The sequence below is a fragment of the Burkholderiales bacterium genome, assembly GCA_015075645.1.
Classification (GTDB): Bacteria; Pseudomonadota; Gammaproteobacteria; order Burkholderiales; family Casimicrobiaceae; genus VBCG01.
Map to the genome: position 1 here is coordinate 220,169 of JABTUF010000006.1, position 18,589 is coordinate 238,757.

General features: G+C 70.9%; 13 protein-coding genes. 3 read left to right on the top strand and 10 right to left on the bottom strand.

All coding sequences use genetic code 11. The annotated features are described in order from the left end of the window. Nucleotides 1–37 precede the first annotated feature (37 nt). Nucleotides 38–3,613 carry a DUF3883 domain-containing protein gene (locus HS109_16610; protein MBE7523990.1) on the bottom strand — a complete coding sequence of 1,192 codons (3,576 nt, stop codon included), beginning with the start codon at nucleotides 3,611–3,613 and terminating at the stop codon, nucleotides 38–40. Between the two features lie 338 nt (nucleotides 3,614–3,951). On the opposite strand from HS109_16610, the gene HS109_16615 reads away from it, so the two are divergent. Continuing rightward, nucleotides 3,952–4,188, top strand: coding sequence for a CopG family transcriptional regulator (locus HS109_16615; protein MBE7523991.1), 237 nt, complete (start codon nucleotides 3,952–3,954; stop codon nucleotides 4,186–4,188). A gap of 99 nt (nucleotides 4,189–4,287) precedes the next feature. Here HS109_16615 and HS109_16620 read toward each other — a convergent pair whose 3' ends face one another. The 9 genes from HS109_16620 to HS109_16660 form a co-directional block, all read right to left on the bottom strand. Beyond that, the gene (locus HS109_16620) at nucleotides 4,288–5,520 is read right to left on the bottom strand and encodes a hypothetical protein (GenBank protein MBE7523992.1); all 1,233 of its coding nucleotides are present in this window, start codon (nucleotides 5,518–5,520) and stop codon (nucleotides 4,288–4,290) included. A gap of 13 nt (nucleotides 5,521–5,533) precedes the next feature. After that, nucleotides 5,534–6,751 carry a hypothetical protein gene (locus HS109_16625; protein ID MBE7523993.1) on the bottom strand — a complete coding sequence of 406 codons (1,218 nt, stop codon included), beginning with the start codon at nucleotides 6,749–6,751 and terminating at the stop codon, nucleotides 5,534–5,536. Continuing rightward, nucleotides 6,748–8,325, bottom strand: a complete 1,578-nt coding sequence (locus tag HS109_16630; protein ID MBE7523994.1) for a dihydrodipicolinate synthase family protein — start codon at nucleotides 8,323–8,325, stop codon at nucleotides 6,748–6,750. The genes HS109_16625 and HS109_16630 overlap by 4 nt, the downstream gene beginning before the upstream one ends. A gap of 339 nt (nucleotides 8,326–8,664) precedes the next feature. Continuing rightward, nucleotides 8,665–9,198, bottom strand: coding sequence for an RNA polymerase sigma factor (locus tag HS109_16635; GenBank protein ID MBE7523995.1), 534 nt, complete (start codon nucleotides 9,196–9,198; stop codon nucleotides 8,665–8,667). Nucleotides 9,199–9,481: 283 nt separating this feature from the next. Then, nucleotides 9,482–10,960: a magnesium transporter gene (gene mgtE / locus HS109_16640; GenBank protein ID MBE7523996.1), complete on the bottom strand. Its 1,479-nt coding sequence runs from the start codon at nucleotides 10,958–10,960 to the stop codon at nucleotides 9,482–9,484. Nucleotides 10,961–11,075: 115 nt separating this feature from the next. After that, nucleotides 11,076–11,777, bottom strand: coding sequence for a monofunctional biosynthetic peptidoglycan transglycosylase (gene mtgA / locus HS109_16645; protein MBE7523997.1), 702 nt, complete (start codon nucleotides 11,775–11,777; stop codon nucleotides 11,076–11,078). Between the two features lie 6 nt (nucleotides 11,778–11,783). After that, the gene (aroE, locus tag HS109_16650; GenBank protein ID MBE7523998.1) at nucleotides 11,784–12,611 is read right to left on the bottom strand and encodes a shikimate dehydrogenase; all 828 of its coding nucleotides are present in this window, start codon (nucleotides 12,609–12,611) and stop codon (nucleotides 11,784–11,786) included. Nucleotides 12,612–12,873: 262 nt separating this feature from the next. Beyond that, nucleotides 12,874–13,734, bottom strand: coding sequence for an energy transducer TonB (locus HS109_16655; GenBank protein MBE7523999.1), 861 nt, complete (start codon nucleotides 13,732–13,734; stop codon nucleotides 12,874–12,876). Between the two features lie 510 nt (nucleotides 13,735–14,244). Then, complete coding sequence (locus HS109_16660; GenBank protein MBE7524000.1) at nucleotides 14,245–16,137, bottom strand: RNB domain-containing ribonuclease; 1,893 nt, start codon at nucleotides 16,135–16,137, stop codon at nucleotides 14,245–14,247. A gap of 136 nt (nucleotides 16,138–16,273) precedes the next feature. Between HS109_16660 and HS109_16665 the strand changes: the two genes are divergently transcribed. Both HS109_16665 and HS109_16670 read left to right on the top strand, forming a co-directional pair. Then, complete coding sequence (locus HS109_16665; GenBank protein MBE7524001.1) at nucleotides 16,274–17,284, top strand: aldo/keto reductase; 1,011 nt, start codon at nucleotides 16,274–16,276, stop codon at nucleotides 17,282–17,284. A 117-nt stretch (nucleotides 17,285–17,401) separates the two neighbouring features. Then, nucleotides 17,402–18,589 carry a carboxylate-amine ligase gene (locus tag HS109_16670; GenBank protein MBE7524002.1) on the top strand — a complete coding sequence of 396 codons (1,188 nt, stop codon included), beginning with the start codon at nucleotides 17,402–17,404 and terminating at the stop codon, nucleotides 18,587–18,589.

The window sequence follows — 18,589 nt, forward strand, 5'->3', positions numbered from 1 at the left end:
AAATTCGTTGGATTTCGGCCAGTTGCGAGCGGCGGGATCAAGATGGCCGTTTCCCTCTGCGTCGCAGGTCTTCGAGGTCGTAGTTGACGCTCGTCACCCCGAAATCCGGCTCCCGCTGGAAAGGCCTCCGCACGTACCGGACGTCGTGCTCGTCCCCGTCGAACTCGACGATCGCCAGGACGAAATCCTCCGGCTTGTTGAGCGAGTACAGGATCTCGTTCTTGGTCACCGTGATCGTCGAAGCGTCGGCAGTGCGCCCCTTCACCTCGATGAAGCGCAGCTTGCCGGTGCCGGGCACACGGCTCTCGATGTCGTAGCCGAGCCGCTCGAACTCGCGGTCGACCGGGTCGAATCCGAGCGAGCGCTCGATGTCCATGACGATCCGGCGGGCGCGCGCGGCCGAGGCCTGCCTGTCGGGCGAGTCGGCCGAGGGCGGCGGCGGCTTGCCCTGCATCTTCGCGAGGAGGCCGGCGGGCACCACCAGCAGTCCGCCGAGCACCACCGGCGGGAGCGCGTCGAGCTGGCGCTCCGAGCGCAACTCTTCCAATCGCTTCTGCAGCCTGGCCTGCAACGCATCGGCGCGCTTGCGGGCCTCCTCGGAGTTGAGTCTTCCCGGCGCCCTGCCCGCCTGCTCCTGCTCGCGAAGCTGCTGGGCCCGGTGGTCCCAATGGTGGATCTCCTTGGTCAGCCGGTCCTTGACCGCGGCCTCGGTCTTGTCGATCAGCTCGATGCGGTGCGAGCGCACTTCGTCGAAATGCTTCGGCACCACATGCTCGATCGCGTGAACCTGGGCTCTCGTTTCGAGGTCTGCGCCGATCCAGGCGCACTCCGGCCGCGCGAGCATCGCCGTCGCGTCGGGCTCGTCGGGGGCCAGCGGGCGATAGTCGAGATACGGCGCGTACTGGAAGTTGCGCGCGTTGCCCTCTCCGTCGAGCTCGACGTAGAGCACCTGCCTGGAGACGATCCGGTTTCCGCCCGAGGCGGTCCGGCTCGCGTCCTGGATGGCGTGCTCCAGGTAGAAGAGGACGCGCGGGCGATCGCTCCCGTCGCGCTCGTCGATGAGCACGGTTCCGCGGCGAAGCAGGTCGCGGTCCCGCTCCAGCGTTACGTCGAGCGTGGCGTCCAGCAGGGGATGGCCCGGGCACACGTACGCCGCGAGCGTGCCGCCCTGAGGCGCGATGAGCGACTTGTCGAAGGCGATGCGCTCGTAGCGCTGGAGCACGGGCTCACCCATGCCGATGACGCGATCGCGGTTCCGGACGGCGGCGGGGACATGGGTGATCTCGAAGCGCTCGGGCTCCCGAAGCCTGGCCGAGCCGCCGAGGCGCTTGAACGCCTCCAGGAAGAACGACTGGATGTAGTGCGGCTGCAGCTTGCGCGCCTCCGCACGCTCCATCGCCTCGCGAATGCGGCAGACGCGGCTGCGGTCCATCGCGTCATGGGCGAGCGCGTGATCTTCCACGAGGTTCGTCAGATGCTTCTGGTCGACCGCGCCGTCGATCTGCTGCGTGAGACGCGCGCGCACCTCGGGCTGGTCGCCGTACCGGATCGCCTCGATCAGCAGGTCCTTGAGCGGCCGGCCCTCGAACATGAGCTTGCCCAGAACGTCGAACACCTTGCCGCCCATGGCCGACCGCGCCTGCTCGATCTTCTCGAGCAGGCGCCGGTAGACGTCGCCCTCGCGCGTGCCCTCGGCCACCAGATTCCACAGGTGGCACACCTCGGTCTGGCCGATCCGGTGGATGCGCCCGAAGCGCTGCTCCAGCCGATTGGGGTTCCAGGGGAGGTCGTAATTCACCATCAGGTGCGCGCGCTGCAGGTTGATCCCCTCGCCCGCCGCGTCGGTCGCGAGCAGCACCTTGACCTTCGGGTCGGAGCGGAATTTTCCCTGCGCGGCGAGACGGTCCTCGCGCCCCATGCTTCCGTGGATGCAGACGACCGCGTCCTGACTACCCAGCAGCGATTCGATCTTGCGCTGCAGGTACGCGAGCGTGTCCTTCTGCTCGGTGAAGATGACGAGCTTCTCATGCGGCGACCCCTGCGGTCGCTTGATCTCCGTCGGCCGGAACGGCGGCGCGTCGGGCTCCGCGGACGGATTGGCGATCGACGCCGCAGTGAAGGCCACGCGCAGCAGGCCGACCAGCTCCGTCCACTTGCGGTCTTCGCCTGAGCTTCGGACCGACTGCGCGAGCGACTGGAGGCGTCCGAGCGTCTCGATCTCGGCCTTGAGCTCCACGATCGACCTCGCGGCGGTCGCCTCGTCGAGGATCTGTTCCTCGGCTTCCTCGACCTCGTTGTCGGGCGCGTCCTCCAGGTCCTCGACATCCTCGGCGTCCAGTTCGGGGCCGCGCGGCGCGTTCGCGAACTTGCCGGCTCGCTGGAGGGTTTCCATCTCGGCCAGCCGGCTCTCCAGGCGCTCGCGGCGCCGGCGCAGCGATTGGTAGATCGCTTCGGGCGACGACGCGAGCCGGCGCTGCAGGATCGTGAGCGCGAATCCGACGGTGCCGGTGCGCTTCTCGTCCTGCAGCTTCTCGGCGCGGTTGAACTCCTCGCGAACGTACGAGGTGACATCCGAGTAGAGCCGCGCTTCCATCGGCGAGAGCTGGTAGGGCACCGTGTAGGCGATGCGCTCGGGAAAGAGCGGCGTGCTGTCGAACTTCAGCAGCGACTCCTTGGTCATGCGGCGCATGAGGTCGGAGACGTCGACCGTGTGCGCACCATCGCGGAACTTGCCCTCGAAGCGGTCGCCGTCGAGCAGCGCCATGAAGAGCTGGAAGTCCTCCTCCTTGCCGTTGTGCGGCGTCGCCGTCATCAGCAGGAAGTGGCGGGTCAACGCGGACAGCCGCTGGCCGAGGCGGTAGCGCTTCGTGTACTTGACCTCGCCGCCGAAGAACGTGGCGGACATCTTGTGCGCCTCGTCGCAGACGACGAGATCCCAGCGGCAGTCGGGCGCTTCGAGCTTGAGCTGCAGATCCTCGTTGCGCGCTAGCTTGTCGAGGCGCGCGATGACGAGCGGCGTCTCCAGGAACCAGTTGCCGGTGCGCGCCGATTCGAGCTTGTCGTTGGTGAGGATCTCGAACGGCAGGTGGAAGCGCTGGAACAGCTCGTCCTGCCATTGCTCGGCGAGGCTCCCGGGACACACGACGAGGCAGCGTTGCAGGTCGCCGCGCGCGATCAGCTCCCTGATGAGGAGCCCGGCCATGATGGTCTTGCCCGCACCGGGGTCGTCGGCGAGGAGGAAGCGCAGCGGCTGGCGGCGCAGCATCTCCTCGTAGACCGCCGTGATCTGGTGGGGCAGGGGATCGACGTTGCTCGTGTGGACCGCGAGCACCGGATCGTAGAGGTGGGCGAGGCGGATGCGGTTGGCTTCGGAGACGAGCTGGAACGTCGCGCCGTCGCCGTCGAAGCTCCACGGGCGGCCCTGCTCGACGATTTCGAGCTCGGCCTCGCGGTCGCGGTAGAGCAGGACGTTGCCGAGCTTGCCCGCGGGATCCTTGAACGTGAGCTCGACTGCCGACGCGCCGATCGCCTTCACCGCTTGCACGGTTGCCAAGGCGTCCGGGATGATCCCGCGGACGGCGGCGCCGGGCTTGAGGTCTTCGAGGCGAGCCATGGTGCGAGGGGTCTTCTGCCCGTTCAGCGGCCGTTGATCGGGAGCAAGGATCGGGCCACTCTGGAACGGCGCTCAGGTGGCCGACGGACTGGGCAGAGGCGTACGCAAGTCCGGGAGCATGCCGGAAGGCAGGATCAGCAGATGAGCCACCGATCGACCGGGCGTCGCCCGCGGTGCCCCGACGGGTCAGGCAATGCTGGCAACGCGCCCTCCTCCGCTGGGGGGGCCGGCGCCCCGTTGTGCCGTCCAGCCGCCCCTGGACTTGGTGGCCTGCGAGGGCGTATCGCGCGGGCTACCGCCGCGTATGATTGATTGATTCTTCGGACCATTGCGCGCCCATGGCCACCACCGTCCGGAAGACGATCTCGCTCCCTGCCGACCTCGCCCGCGAGGCGGAAGCGCTCGCCGAAGCTGAGGGCAAGACGCTCAGCGGCGTGATCCAGGACGCGCTTCGTCAGGCGCGTGTTGCCCGTCGCGATCAGGAGTTTCGGACCGTCCAGGGCTATTGGGCGCGCGAGGCGCGCGACAAGGGCCTCCTCAACGAGGACGATCTCGAGCGCTACCTCGCCGGCTGACGCTCGACTTCGATCCCGCGTCCTCGCCTCGGACCTCCCCCAGGCAGGTCCCGAACAGAACGGCGCCGTTCGCGAAGGCCAGGCCGATAAAGCCGCCGATCACCGCGCCCCACTCCGCGGTCCGAGGCTAAGCGGATCGACATCCTGCACCAGCGCCTCGGCGCGATGGGTCCAGCGCGCAAGCATCGGTCGGCGGCGCAGCCAGCGCACGGCCGGACGGAACGGATCGAACAGGCGGGCGCGCGCGAGCACGCGCTCGGCGGCGCGGGCGAGGTCTTCGCGGCCGTGCGCGCGGCAGAACGGCGGAAGTTCCTTCCAGTAGTGGCGCTCGATCAAGGCGGCGATCGTCGTTCGCCCGGCCTGCCGTGCCGTCAACCTGCCGCCGCCGAACGTCGGCCAGCGATCGAGGCCGCCCAGCGCCTCGAGCGCCACCGCGGTGCGCAGGCACTTCGCGCAACGCATGCAGTTGTTCTCGTGTCCGCTCTCGTAGCAGACGCGCAGGACTTCGCGAACGACGTCGTGGTCCGCGATCCCGGCGATCTTGTCGACGCGGGACAGCGCGGCGCCCTCGTTCTCGAACCGGGTCCCGCGCGTCGACAGCAACTGCGCGACCTGCGAGTAGTCGAGGTCGCGCTCGAGCCAGCCGTAGTCGGTCCACGACGAGAACAGCACGCGATCGAACCGATGCTCCAGCGCCAGGGCCAGCGCCGCGAGCAGCGAATGCGCGGATCGGAGCGCGAGCGCGGCGTTGATCCGGCGGGTGCGCATCTGGTTGGTCGTGACCGGGACGAGCGTCTTGCCCAGGCGATCGGCCGCGTGCCGCATTCGCGCTTCGATGCGCGCGAACGACGCGGGATCGCCGCCGGAAGTGTCGAACGAACCGAGCGCGAGCAGGAGATCGTGGAGCCGCGAGGCGCGCGGGCGCAGCGCCGTGTGGAACGAGTCGACCCCGCCCGAGAAGAAACACGCGGATCGCGTTCCGGCTGCGCGGGCGGCGTCCTCCTGGACATCCGCGTCGATCGCGACGTCCGGATCGTCGGGATGGAAGGCGCGCCAGGTCCGCTTGAGATCCTCCGCGCCGTCCAGCAACCGTGCATCCACCGGCCGCGCGAGCACGAGCGGCTCGTTCGACGCGATCGCGACCGGCAGCAGCATCGCGAGCCACGGGTTGCCGGTTTCGGTGAGATCGCCGGCGAACACGTCGGGCACTTCGAACCAGTAGACCTCCTCCGCGGGGCCGCCGCGCGCGTCGTCGTAGCGAACGACGCCGGAGAGGCGCGCGTGTCCCGACCGCTCGGGCGACCGGCCGATGTCGACGTCGACGAGCTTCACGTTGCGATGTCGGTCACGTGCCGAGGTGGCGGGTGACGCCGGGCTCCTGCACGAGGCGCTCCAGCCGGTAGGTGAGCGGCCGGATCGCCGGGTGGCGGCGCAGCCAGCGCACGAACGGCCGGAACGGATCGTGCAAACGCGAGCGGGCGAGCGCGCGGCGGATAGCGCGCGCCATGTCGTCGCGGCCGGTCTCGCGGCAGACCTCGAGCATCTCCTCGTAGTAGTGGCGCACGTTCGGATCGCCGATCGCCATCCGCGCCACCTTGCGCACGTCGAGGCGCTGCGCTCCGAACGCCGGCGCCTTGCCGATGACGCCCATCAGGTCGAGCATGATCGCGGTGCGCAGGCACTTCTCGCAGTTCATGCAATTGGTCTCGTCGCCGGTGAACAGGCACACGCGCAACGCGGCGAGCGCGACGTCGTGCCCGGCGACGAACCGCAGCTTCTCGGTGCGCAGGACCGAGAAGCCGTGGTTCTCGACGCTGGTCGCGGCGGTGGAGAGCAGCGCATCGGTGAGCGGATGCGTGCCCCAGGCGTCCTTCCACGTGAGATCGACGCTGGCGGCGACGATCACGCGCCGGAACCGCCGCTCGAGCGCGAGCGGCACCGAGGCCATCATCGCGCCCTGCGACATGTACATGAGGTCGGTGCGCCCCAGGCGCGTGTGCAGCAGATTGGTCGCGCAGGGGATCAACGTCTTCCCGAGGGCGTCGGCCGCCGCCTGCAGCTTCGCCCGCACGCGCTCGAACGACGGGCGCTTCGCGTGCATCAGGTCGAACGCGCCGTGGATCGTCAGGAGATCATCGATCGGCGCGGCGCGCGATGCGAGCACCGAGTAGAACGAGTCGACGCCTCCGGAGAACAGGCACACGGTGCGCGTGCCCGCTCCCGGGGGCTCGCGCATGACGTCGGCCTCGATCGCCACCGGCCGATGCGCGGGATTCCACATCCGCCATGCGCCCATCAGTTCGCGTGCGTGGTCGAGCATCACGCCGTCGACCGGGCGGCAGAGTTCGAGCGATTCTCCCAGCGTGACCGCGACCGGCAGCAGGCACGCGAGCCAGGGGTTGCCGGTGGTCGAGATGTCGCCCGCGTACGCTTCCGGGAACTCGTACCAGTAATCCTCGGCGTCGCGGCCGGCCTGCGGCGCGGCGTAGGACACGCGACCGGTGAGCCGCACCCAGCCGTCGCGCTCGGGCGACGGAGCGAGGTCGACGCGTTCGAGCTTCACCCGGCCAGCGCGCCGATCGCGACGAGCGCCTGCCGCACGTCGTCGACGCCCTGCGCGGACAGCGGTGACTGGGGAGGCAGCGGGTCGCCCACCGCGTAGCCCTGCAGCACGAGTCCGCCCTTGATGCACGCCGCGAGGTTGTGCTTCGCGAACGCCTGATTGAGCGCCCACAGCGGCCGCTGCTTCTCCATCGCGCCCTTCCAGTCGCCGCGCCGGCACGATTCGTAGAGTTCGACGCTTTGCCGCGGCGCGACGCAAGCCGGGCCCGCCATCCAGCCCACGCCGCCGATCAGCATCACGCAGGCCGGGATGTGCGACGAGGCGGCGAACACCTGCATGCGCCCCTCGCCGCGCAGCAGGATCGACAGCAGGCGCCCGGTGTTCACCGACGCATCCTTGATGTAGCGGATGGTCGGGACGCGCGCGAGCTTCTCGATCACCGGCAGCGAGAGGTCGGAGCGCTGGAAGTTCGGATTGGTGTAGAGCACGACCGGCAGGCCCACCGCCTCGCCGATCGCCTTGAAGTACGCGTACACGCCGTCGTCGGCGATCGGAAAGTACGCCTCGAGGATCGCGAGGATGCCGTTCGCGCCCATGCGTTCGTAGTCGCGCGCCTGGGCGACCGCATCCGCGGTGGTGGTCGACGCGACGCCCGCGACGACCGGCACGCGGCCGTTCGCCGCCTCGATCGTGACTTCGACGACGCGCCTGCGCTGCGCGGCGGAGAGGTAGGCGAACTCGCCGGTCGATCCGAGCGGCGCGAGGCCGTGCACGCCCGCACCGATCAGGTCGTCGCACAGCCGCGCGAGCACCGAATCGTCGACCGAGCCGTCGGCGCGGATCGGCGACACGAGATAGGGGAATACGCCGTGGAACTCCTTCGTGCTCACGTTCGCGCTCCGTCGATTGCCCCGGCGCGCGCCCGGGTGGCACGCGAGGCAGCATCCATCGTAGCGCAACGCGCGATCCGACAGGCCGGCCGCACGCAGCCGGGCCCCCCGGATCCACCGGCGATCAACCGGTCGTGCGTGCGGGGGCGGGGGCGGGCACCGGAGGCGACGCGCCACCCGCCGGAGGCGCCGATGGAACGGGAGCAGTTCCCGTCGGCGGCGTCGCGAGCTGGCCGTAGACCACGCGCGCGACCGCGAGCAGCCTGGTGCGGTCGAGCGGGCCGGAGAGCGCGTAGGCGGTGTCGTCGTCGATCCAGTAGAAGACGCCGACGCCGTTCTCGGCGGCGTACCGGAACGCGGTTTCGCCGGTCGGCCCGCGTGAGTCCTTCGACAATCGCCACTGCAGCGTGACGCGCTGCTTGTCCGCGTTCTCGTACATGACGAGCCCGGTCGGCTTCTCGTTGCCCGCGACGAGGCGCCCGCCGACGAGCGTGAACCCGAGCGACCCCAGGTCGGGGATGTGCGCCTCGGTCCCCATGCGGCGCGTGAGCCAGCGCGCGAGGCTCGCTTCCTCGTTCGCCCACACCTCGACCGGCCGGCGCGGGTCGGCGCTGTAGAGCGCGTGCGTGATCGCGGCCTGCCGCGCGAAGGTCGTCGGCACGCCGGTCCGCTCGAGCATCGCATCGCGCGCGAACCACCCGGCGGCGAGGCCGAGGACGAGCGTCGCCGCGGCCGCGTACGCCGGCCACAGGCGCCACGCGAGAGCGCGCGCCGGATGACCGCGCGCGGCGGCGGCGAGGCGCGGCGGGATCGCCTCGTCGAGCCAGGGATCGAACGCGTCGCGCAGCGCGGCGTTCTGCTCGCGGATCGCCGCGACGCGCGCCGCGGCCGAGGGATCACGCGCGATCGCCTGCGCGACCGCCTCGCGGCGCTCGTCGGCGAGCTGGCCGTCGGCCCAGGCCATCAGGTCGTCGTCGGTGATCGGGATCGCGCTCATCGTTCTTCCACTGTCGCCGTGCGTCGTCACTTCACGCGCTTGAGCGCGGAGGGCGGCTCCTCGGTCATGCGGCGCAGCTTCTCGCGCGCCCGCGACAGGCGGGACATCACGGTGCCCACCGGCACGGAGAGCGCTGCGGCGATCTCCTCGTACTTCATCTCCTCGACCACGGCGAGGAGCAGCGTCTCGCGCTGCTCGGCAGGCAGCCGGCCCACCCGTTGCAGCAATTCCGTCAGCTCGACGCGCGCGAACTGGGTCGCCGGCACCGGCACCTGCCACGCGCTGCGGCCGAGTTCCGAGTCCGCATCGAGCGACACCTGCGCGGCCTCGCGGCGCGCGCTCGCCTTCTGGTTGACGAACACGTTGTGCATGATCGTGAACAGCCACGCGCGCAGATCGGTCCCCGGCTGCCACAGCCGGCGCTTCTCCCACGCCCGCGCCAGCGCCTCCTGCACCAGGTCGTCCGCGCGCGAGCCGTCGCCGGTCAGCACGCGCGCATAGCGCCGCAGTCGCGGGATCGCGGCGAGCATTTCCGGATGCGGCAGCGGCGGATCGGCCATGGCGTGGCGTCTGGTGCCCGAGGCGCGGCCCGGCGGGCATGGCCGCCGTGCCCGGGAGCGCGCCGGGAGCTTAGGCCGGTTTCGCCGGGCTGGCGAGCGTCCCGACGCGGCCCTCCCGCTCGTTCGACCTCCCCTCCGGGCAGTCCGGAACAAGGAGTCGAACAGTCGGCCGCCCGCGACTATTCCCCCGGGGCCGAATGCGCGCGACCGACGGTCCCGCAGGCGCGCTCGGCCGCGAGGGATCGCCCGCTCCGTCGGGTCGACGGCGGGCACCGCGTCGCCGCTACAGCAGGAACAGCGTCGCGAGTCCGAGGAAGATGAAGAACCCGCCGGAATCGGTGACCGCGGTGATCAGGACCGAGGAGCCGACCGCCGGGTCGCGGCCGATCTTGAGCATGGTCATCGGGATCAGCACGCCCATCATCGCGGCGAGCAGCAGATTGAGCGTCATCGCGAACACCATCACGAGGCCGAGCTTGACGTCGTGGTAGAGCATCATCGAGACGAGTCCCATCACGCCGCCCCAGATGACGCCGTTCGCGAGCGCGACCAAGAGCTCCTTGCGGATCAGCTTGTCCGCGTGGTTGCGCGTGACCTGCCCGAGCGCCACCGCGCGCACGATCATCGTGATCGTCTGGTTGCCCGAATTGCCGCCGATGCCCGCCACGATCGGCATCAGCGCCGCGAGCGCGACGAGCTTCGCGATCGAGCCCTCGAACACGCCGATCACGCGCGAGGCGAAGAACGCGGTCATCAGGTTCACCGCGAGCCAGGCCCAGCGGTTCTGGAACGATTTCCAGACCGATGCGAAGACGTCCTCCTCCTCGCGCAGGCCCGCCTGGGCGAGCACCTCCTCCTCGCCGCGCCGCCGCACGAAGTCCAGCACCTCGTCGACGGTGACGCGGCCGACGAGGCGGTCGTTGGTGTCGACGACCGGCGCCGACACGAGGTCGTAGCGCTCGAACGTGCTCGCGGCCACGTCGGCCTTCTCGTGCTGCGCGAGCTTGACGGCCGCGGGCGCCATCACGTCGCCGACCATGCGTTCCGGATCGTTGACGATCAGCTTCGCGATCGGCAGCACGCCGAGCAGCTTCTCGTCGCGGTCGACGACGAACACCTGGTCGGTCTGCGACGGCAGGTCCTCGAAGCGGCGCAGGTAGCGGAGCACGACCTCGAGCTTGACGTCGGCCCGCACCTGGATGTCCTCGAAGTCCATCAGCGCGCCGACCATGTCCTCGTCGAACGACATCGCGGCGCGCAACTGCTCGCGTTCCTCGACCGGGAGGCTCTGGAAGACGTCATCCATCACCTCCTGCGGCAGGTCCTCGGCGATCGCGGCGAGTTCGTCGGCCTCGAGCGTTTCCGCCGCGGCGACGAGTTCCTCGGTGTCCATCGACGAGATCAGCGACTCGCGGACCGCGTCGCTCACTTCGACCAGGATCTCGCCGTCGCGCTCGGCGGACTTGATCAGGTCCCAGACGTAGAGGCGCTCCTCGAGCGGCAGCGCCTCGAGGATGTAGGCGATGTCCGCCGGATGCAGCCGGTCGAGCCGCTGCTGGAGCGCAGCGCGGTTCTGCCGGGTAACGAGGCTCTCGACGAGGCCGGCGCGTTCCGCGTCGGACGCCTGCGCAGCCTGCTCGTGGACGAGCCCCTCGACGAGCCGGTTCCGGCGGATCAGCGCGGTGACGTCGGCGAGCGCGTCCTCGACGCGCCCGCGCGCGTCGCCAGGCCGGGCCGGGGTCTTGTCGGCGATCTCGGGCATGGCGGTGTCGAATCCAATCGGGCGGGCGGCGCGGGAGGCGCCGCGATTCTACGCGCCCGAACCGGCTTCCGACAGTCGCGCGGCGCCGAGACGCGCGGGCGCGGCGCGCGCCGAGTCAGGGCACGGACGCCGAGGGCATCCGCGCGAGGATCGTCGCGACGCGGCCGTCGAGGTACTCGGAGCCCGGATTGCGCTCGAAGCGGCGCGGGGACGGGACCATCGCCGCGAGCCGCGCGGCCTGCTCGTCGGAGAGCTGGCCCGCGGAGACGCCGAAGTAGCGCCGCGCGGCCGCCTCGGCGCCGAACACGCCGTTGCCCCACTCGATGACGTTGAGGTAGAGCTCGAGGATGCGCCGCTTGGGCAGCAGCGCCTCCATCATCACGGTGATGAGCGCCTCCTGCGCTTTCCGCACGTAGCTGCGGTCCGGCGAGAGGAACAGGTTCTTCGCGAGCTGTTGCGTGATCGTCGAGCCGCCGTAGGCCACCTTGCCGCGACGCTCGTTCTTCTCGCGCGCCTTCGCGATCGCCTCCCAGTCGAAGCCCGAGTGCTCGACGAACTTCGCGTCCTCGGCCGCGATGACCGCCCGCTTGAGCTGCCGGGAGATCTTCTCCGCGGGCACCCATCGGTAGCGGATCACCGCCTTGGGTTGCTTGACGCGCATCTCGGCGAGCCGCTGCTCCATGAAGGCGGTCTCTCCGGGAGGATTCCAGCGGTACCAGAGGATGTGCGCGGCGAACCACGCCTGGACCAGCGCGAACGCGACGACGAGCGCGACGAGCGCGCGGAGCGTCCAACGCGCCGGCGTCGACCGCGCCATCGGGAACTACGCGCCCGGCCGGAGCAGCGCGAATACCGACTTCGTGTCGGGCCGCACGCCGCGCCACAGCGCGAAGCTCTCGGCGGCCTGCTCGACCAGCATGCCCATGCCGTCGGAAGCGCCACCCGCGCCGTGCTCGCGCGCCCAGCGCATGAACGGGGTCGGCAGGTCCGAGTAGATGAGGTCGTAGGCGAACGCGCCGGGCGCGAACAGGGTCCCGGCGAACGGGAACGCGTCGACCTGCGCGCCGCCCATGCCGAGGCTCGTCGCGTTGATCACGATCTCGTGGCGGCGCGCCCCGATGGCCTGCGGATCGAAGGCTTCGACACGGCCGTAGCGCGAGAACTCCGCGGCGACTTGCACCGCCTTCGACATCGTGCGGTTGCTGATCGCGACCGACGCCGCGCCGGCGTCGAGGAGCGGCTTCAGGATCCCGCGCACCGCGCCGCCCGCACCGAGGATCGCGATCGCGCGCCCGCGGACATCGGCATGGAGGTTGACGGTGAGGTCGCGCACGAGCCCCACGCCGTCGGTGTTGTCGGCGTGCCACGCGTCGCCGACACGGGCGAGCGTATTGACGGCGCCCGCGAGCCTCGCGCGCTCGGTCGTCTCGGTGGCGACGGCGAATGCCTCGAGCTTGAACGGTATGGTCACGTTCAGGCCCATTCCGCCCTCGGCGGCGAAGCGTTCGACCGTCGCCCGGAACGCGTCGCGCGGCGCGAGAAGCCGCTCGTAGGTCATGTCCTGCCCGGTCGACGCGGCGAACGCGGCGTGGATGGGCGGCGATTTCGAGTGCGCGATCGGGTTGCCGATGACGGCGTAGCGGGCAGGCATTTCAGTTGTCAGTTGTCAGTTGTCAGTTGTCAGTTGTCAGTTGTCAGTTGACAGGCGTCCGAGGGAAGTGGGCCGCACGGCCCAGCGCGCGCGAGGGCGGGTCGGACCGGATTATCGCCGATGCGCGATTCCGAGGGATTCCTGTGCGCGGGCTCCGCGTTCGCGCCCGCGTTCTTGCCCGCCAACTTCAGCCTCCCACCCGCGCTCGATGCGCGGCCACCGGGCACTCCGCCGCCACTGTCAACTGTCAACTGCCAACTGACTACTGACTGATGAGCTCGTCGGCCTTCGTGAACGTCCAGGTGCGCGTGATGTGCAGGACGTCGGTGTCGCGGTGGATGTCGGGCGGGAACGGAGCGTAGGGCGCGGCCATCCGGACGATGTGCAGCGCGGCGGCGTCGAGCACGCGATTGCCCGACGAGCGGTTCACCTCGATGTTCTCCACCGAGCCGTCGGCCCTGATCGACACGGTGATGAGCAGGCTGCCGTACAGCCTGTTCTGGCGCGCGGCCTCGGGATAGTTGAGATTGCCGACGCGCTCGACCTTGAGCCGCCAGTCCTCGACGTAGCGCGCGAAGCGGTACTCCTCGGCGCGCGCCCCGACGAAGCGCCGCTTCGGGCGCTTCTGGTAGGCGTCCATGTCCTTCGCGATCTGCGCCTCGAGCCGCATCGCGTCGAGCGTGCGCTGCATCATCTCGTTCGCGGTCGGCGTGTCGTTGCGGTCGGCGTTGATCGTGGGGGCGGGCTGAACCGGCACGAGCGGAGCGGCGCGAAGCTGGGTCAGCAGTTCCTGCGTCTTCTTCTCGAGCGCCTGCACCCGCTCGGTGGCGATCGCGATGTCCTCGCGCTGCTGCTCCTTCGGAAGCACCGGCAGCGGCGTCTTCGCGCGCCGGTTCGCGTCGGTGTTGCCGCCGCCGTCGAGGTTCGCCTGCGCGAGGAGTTCCGGCTTGTCGGGCCGCTCCTTCGTCTTCGCGTTGACGAGCGCGACCTCGAGCGGCGGACCGCGGTCGAAAAGACGCTTCAGATCCGCCGGCGCGAAGTGGATCGACAGCAGGACGAGGTGGACCGCGGCGGACAGGCCGAACGCGATGCCCGTGCCGAGGCTCACGCCGCGGAACAGCATGCGCCGGGGCGGCCCGGCGAGCGCTTCGGGCGGGATCGTCGCGGGCGGCAGCGCTCCGGCCGGATGCAACCGCGCCCGCGACGGCGTCGTCATCGGTTCGACGGCGATCGGGGTCGGCGCCACCGACACGAGCGGCCGCACCACCGCGCGCGCCGCACGAACGCCGGACGCAGCCGGGCGCACGGCCGCATCCCCGCCGGACCGCCTCGCTGGAACCGCCGCTACGGGCACAGGTGCGGGAGTCGCCCGAGGCGGAGTCTTCGTGCCGCCAGAGCGCGATGACGACTCGGCGGCGGTCGGCACAGCGCCCGTGCGCGGCTTCGTCCGCTCAGGTGCCGGAGGCTGTGCCGGGGGCGCCGGCGCGTCAGCCTTCGGCGCGCGTCGCGGTGTCCGCGGCCGGGAAGCGGCGTCGGCGGACGCGGGAACCGGGTCGGGCGGCTTGGCCGGGGTCGGCTTGCGGGGCACCGGGGCAACGGGGGCGGGGAAGCGATCCGCCCATTGTAGGGAACCTCAAGGCGATACAGCAGCTTCCGTGCCGGACTTCGCGCCTTCCGGCATCCCGGCGTAGCGCGCTTCCAACGTCGCCTCGAGGAGATCGATGCGCACGATCTGGACCCGGACCGGCGTCCCGGGGACGAGCGAGGGCAACCCGGCGAGCTTCACCCGAAGCGGAATCGGCGTGAGCCGGGCGACGCCCTCGCGCTCGACGGTCGCATCGACGATGTCCGCGCGCTCCTGCAGGAGCCAGCGCAGGCACCAGTAGTGCTCCATGCGCTCCTGGAACTCCGCGTACTGCCCGTAGGTCGCCTCGAAGTCCGCCATCGCGGCGACGAGTTCGGCGTCGTTCTGCGCGTACGGGGGCTTCCCGCCCGCGATCACCGCGAGGATCTGACGCTGGTTCACGAGGTCGGCGTAGCGGCGCAGCGGCGAACTCGACCACAGGTAGTGGGTGAGGCCGAGCCCTTGATGTTCGCCGGGTCGGGTGCTCATCTTCACCTTGCCGCCGGACTGCACGCGGTAGAGGCCCGCCGCGCCGGCCTGCGCGAGGAGCCGGCCCCAGGTCGCGTTCGCATGAATCATCAGTTCCGAGACGAGCGTGTCGAGCGGCGAGCCGCGCGGACGCGGCAGGATCGACACCCGGCCCGGCTCGTCCACCGCGCTTCGCGCGTCCCAGTCGACCTCGAAGGCGAAGTCGATGCGATCGACCTCGACCTTGCCGCGCGCCGCGCCGAGGTGCTGCGCGAGGCGCCACAGCACGCGCATCTCGGCCGTCCACGGCGGATCGTCCGCCGAGGGCAGCGGGCGCGCGAACGCTTCGCTCGCCCCGCCGAGCGCGATGTTGGCGGCGATGGGCACGCGCTCGGCCACCGTGCGGTGCGAGGCGGGCGCGCCCGACCCGTCGAGTTCGACGTAGAGCGAGAGCGCGGGCCGCGCCTCGCCCGCCGCGAGCGAGAATTCGGCGACGACCTCGTCGGGCAGCATGGTGATCTTGCGCCCGGGCATGTAGACGGTCGACAGGCGCTCGCGCGCGATCGCGTCGAGCGCGCCGCCGCGTTCGAGCGCCAGCGCGGGCGCGGCGATGTGGATGCCGATCTCGGTGCGCCCGCCCGGCAGTTCGCGCACCGAGAACGCGTCGTCGATCTCGGTGGTCGCCGCATCGTCGATCGAGAACGCGCGCACGCCCTCGGCGAGCGGCAGGTCGGGCAACGTTCCGACCGGCGGCCACGGCGCGAACGCCGTGCCGCGCGGAAACGCCTGCGCGAGGAAGGCGTCGAAGTGGTAGTCGTGGGTCGACGGAATCGCGCCGCACGCGGCGAGCATCGCGACCGGCTGCATGCGCTCGGCCTCGCAGGCCGCGGCGAGCGCCTTCCATTCGAGCGAATTCTTCTCCGGACGGTAGAGCAGCATGGTGCGCTTCGCGGCGAGTTCGGCCGGCAGCGCGCGACGCGCGAGCGCCTCGACCCACGCGGCGACCTGTTCCGCTTCGCGCCGCTTGCGCTCGACCGAGGCGAGCGCGGCGGCGAGCGACTCCGGCGGCGCCTTGCGGTAGCGCCCCTTGCCCCGCTTGTAGAAGTGCATCGGCGAGGCGTGCAGGACGCGCAGGACCGCCGCCTGCTCGGGCGCGTTCGCCTGCGCGCCGAAGTACTCGCGCGCGAGCGCGTCGAAGCCGAACTCGTCGTCGCCGGAAACTTCCCAGAGGAACTGCGCGTCGAGCGTGGAGGCGATGGCCTCGGCCTGCGTCAGCACCTCGCCCGCCGCGGGCGACGCGAAGCGCAGCAGCACGTTCGCCGCCTTGAGCTTGATGCGCCGGCCGGTCGACACCTCGACCTGCAGCGAGGTCGCCTGGTCGGCGAGCACCGTGCCGGCCCTGATCTGGCCGTCGTCTTCGAACAGCACGTTCATCGGGATGTCCCGCGGAGACGCCCTTGCGGCGCCGGCGTTCGGTCCGGAAGGCGGGGCCGCGATTATATCGGGTGCGCGATTGCGGGCCGTCCGACGCTGCGGCATAGTCGGCGGTTCCGGACGGGGGATGGGGTCGATGAAGTACAAGCACCTTGGCGCGAGCGGACTCGAGGTGTCGACGCTGACGCTCGGCACGATGACCTTCGGCGAGCGCACCGGCGCGGCGGAGGCCCATGAGATCGTCGCGCACGCGCGCGATGCCGGCGTGACGTTCATCGACACCGCCGACGCCTACGTGATGGGCGAGTCCGAGCGGATCGTCGGCGCGGCGATCCGCGCCGAGCGCAACCACTGGGTGCTCGCCACCAAGGTCGGCAACCGGATGGCCGACGAGCGCAACAACGGCGGATCGTCGCGCGCGTGGATCCTGCGCGCCTGCGACGCGAGCCTCGCGCGACTATCGACCGACCGCATCGACGTCTACTACCTGCACCGCGACGACCCGTCGACGCCGCTCGACGAGTCGGTCGGCGCGATGGGCGACCTGATCCGCGTGGGCAAGGTGCGCTACTTCGGCGTGTCGAACTTCCGCGGCTGGCGCATCGCCGAGACCGTGGCCGCCTGCCGGCGCAACGGCGTCCCCGCGCCGATCGTCTGCCAGCCGAGCTACAACCTGCTGAACCGCATGCCCGAAGTCGAGATCCTGCCCGCGTGCGACCACTACGGCCTCGGCGTCGCGCCCTATTCGCCGATCGCGCGCGGCATCCTGACCGGCAAGTACGCGCCCGGCGCGCCGCCGCCGCCCGACTCGCGCGTCGAGCGCAACGACCGCCGGATGATGGAAACCGAATTCCGCGCCGAGAGCCTCGCGATCGCGCAGACGCTCAAGGCCCATGCGGAGGCGACCGGCCGCACGGCGACGCAATTCGCGCTCGCGTGGCTGTGGGCGAACCCGATCGTGACCACGGTGATCGCCGGTCCGCGCACGCTCGCGCAATGGCAGGACTATGCGGATGCGGTCGGCACCGCATGGTCGGCCGACGACGAGGCGCTCGTCGATGAACTCGTGCGGCCCGGGCATCCGTCGACACCGGGCTACCACGACCCGCGCCACCCGTTCTACGGACGAAAGCGCCGCGAGCGCTGATCGCGCGTCGAGGCGCGCGCGCCGGTCCGGAGCGATTCGGCGTTCGTCCTACGGTGCGCTGCCGCGCGCGCCGGTAGAGTCGTCGGTCCGCGACGCCGACCGCGCGCGGATCCGACGATGACGCACGAATCGCCCGCCTTTCCCTGGACCTTCGGGCTCGAGGAGGAGTTCTTCCTCGCGCACCCGCGCTCGCGCGCGCTGGCGACTTCGGTCCCGCGCTCGCTGATGCGCGCGTGCCGCCGGCGTTTCGGCGACGCGATCGCGCCCGAACTCCTGCACTCGCAGATCGAGATCGTCTCGCCGGTGTTCTCGAGCTGCGCCGAGGCGCTCGGGACGATGGCCTCGCTCCGGCGCGGCGTCGCCGCCATCGCCGCGGAGAAGGACCTGCGGATGCTCGCGGCCGGCACCCACCCGATCGCCGCCTGGGGCGAGCAGGTCGAGACGCCGAAGACCCGCTACCGCGGCATCGTCGAGGACTTCCAGATCGTCGCGCGGCGCAACGTGCTGTGCGGCCTGCACGTCCACGTCGCCGTTCCCGCCGGCGTCGACCGCGTGGCGCTGATGAACCGCGTGATGCCCTGGCTCCCCGCGTTCCTCGCGCTGTCGACGTCCTCGCCGTTCTGGAACCGCGCGGCGACCGGGCTCATGTCCTACCGGCAGGCCGCGTACGACGAATGGCCGCGCACCGGGATTCCCGACCATTTCGAGAGCGAAGCCGAGTACGCGCGTTTCGTCGAGCTGCTCGTCGCCGGCGGCGCCGCGCGCGACGCGAGCTACCTGTGGTGGGCGATCCGCCCGGCCATGCGTTTCCCGACGCTCGAACTGCGCATCTGCGACGCCTGCACGCGCGTCGACGACGCGGTCGCCATCGCGGCGCTGTACCGATGCCTGCTCCGCTGCCTCACGCGGCGGCCCGACTTGGGCGCCGCGTGGACGCCGTTCACGCGGCGCCTCGTCGACGAGAACCGCTGGCGGGCCAAGCGGTTCGGCCTCGACGCGTCCTTCCTGGCGTTCGACGGCGCGCCTGCCGTGCCGTGCCGGAGCGTCATCGAGCGTCTGCTCGACACGGTCGCGGAGGACGCGCAGGCGCTCGGTTGCGAGCCATCGCTGCGCCGCGTGCGCGAGATCCTGCGCGACGGCACCAGCGCGCACGCGCAGCTCGCGATCTTCCGCGGGCGCCGCGCCCGCGGCGACTCGACCTTCGAAGCGCTGCAGTTCCTCGTCGACTGGCTCGCCGCCGCGACGATCGCCGACCGCGCGCCCGCGGTCGAGGCTCCGCGCGCGCCTGCGCCGGTCCGGGCGTGA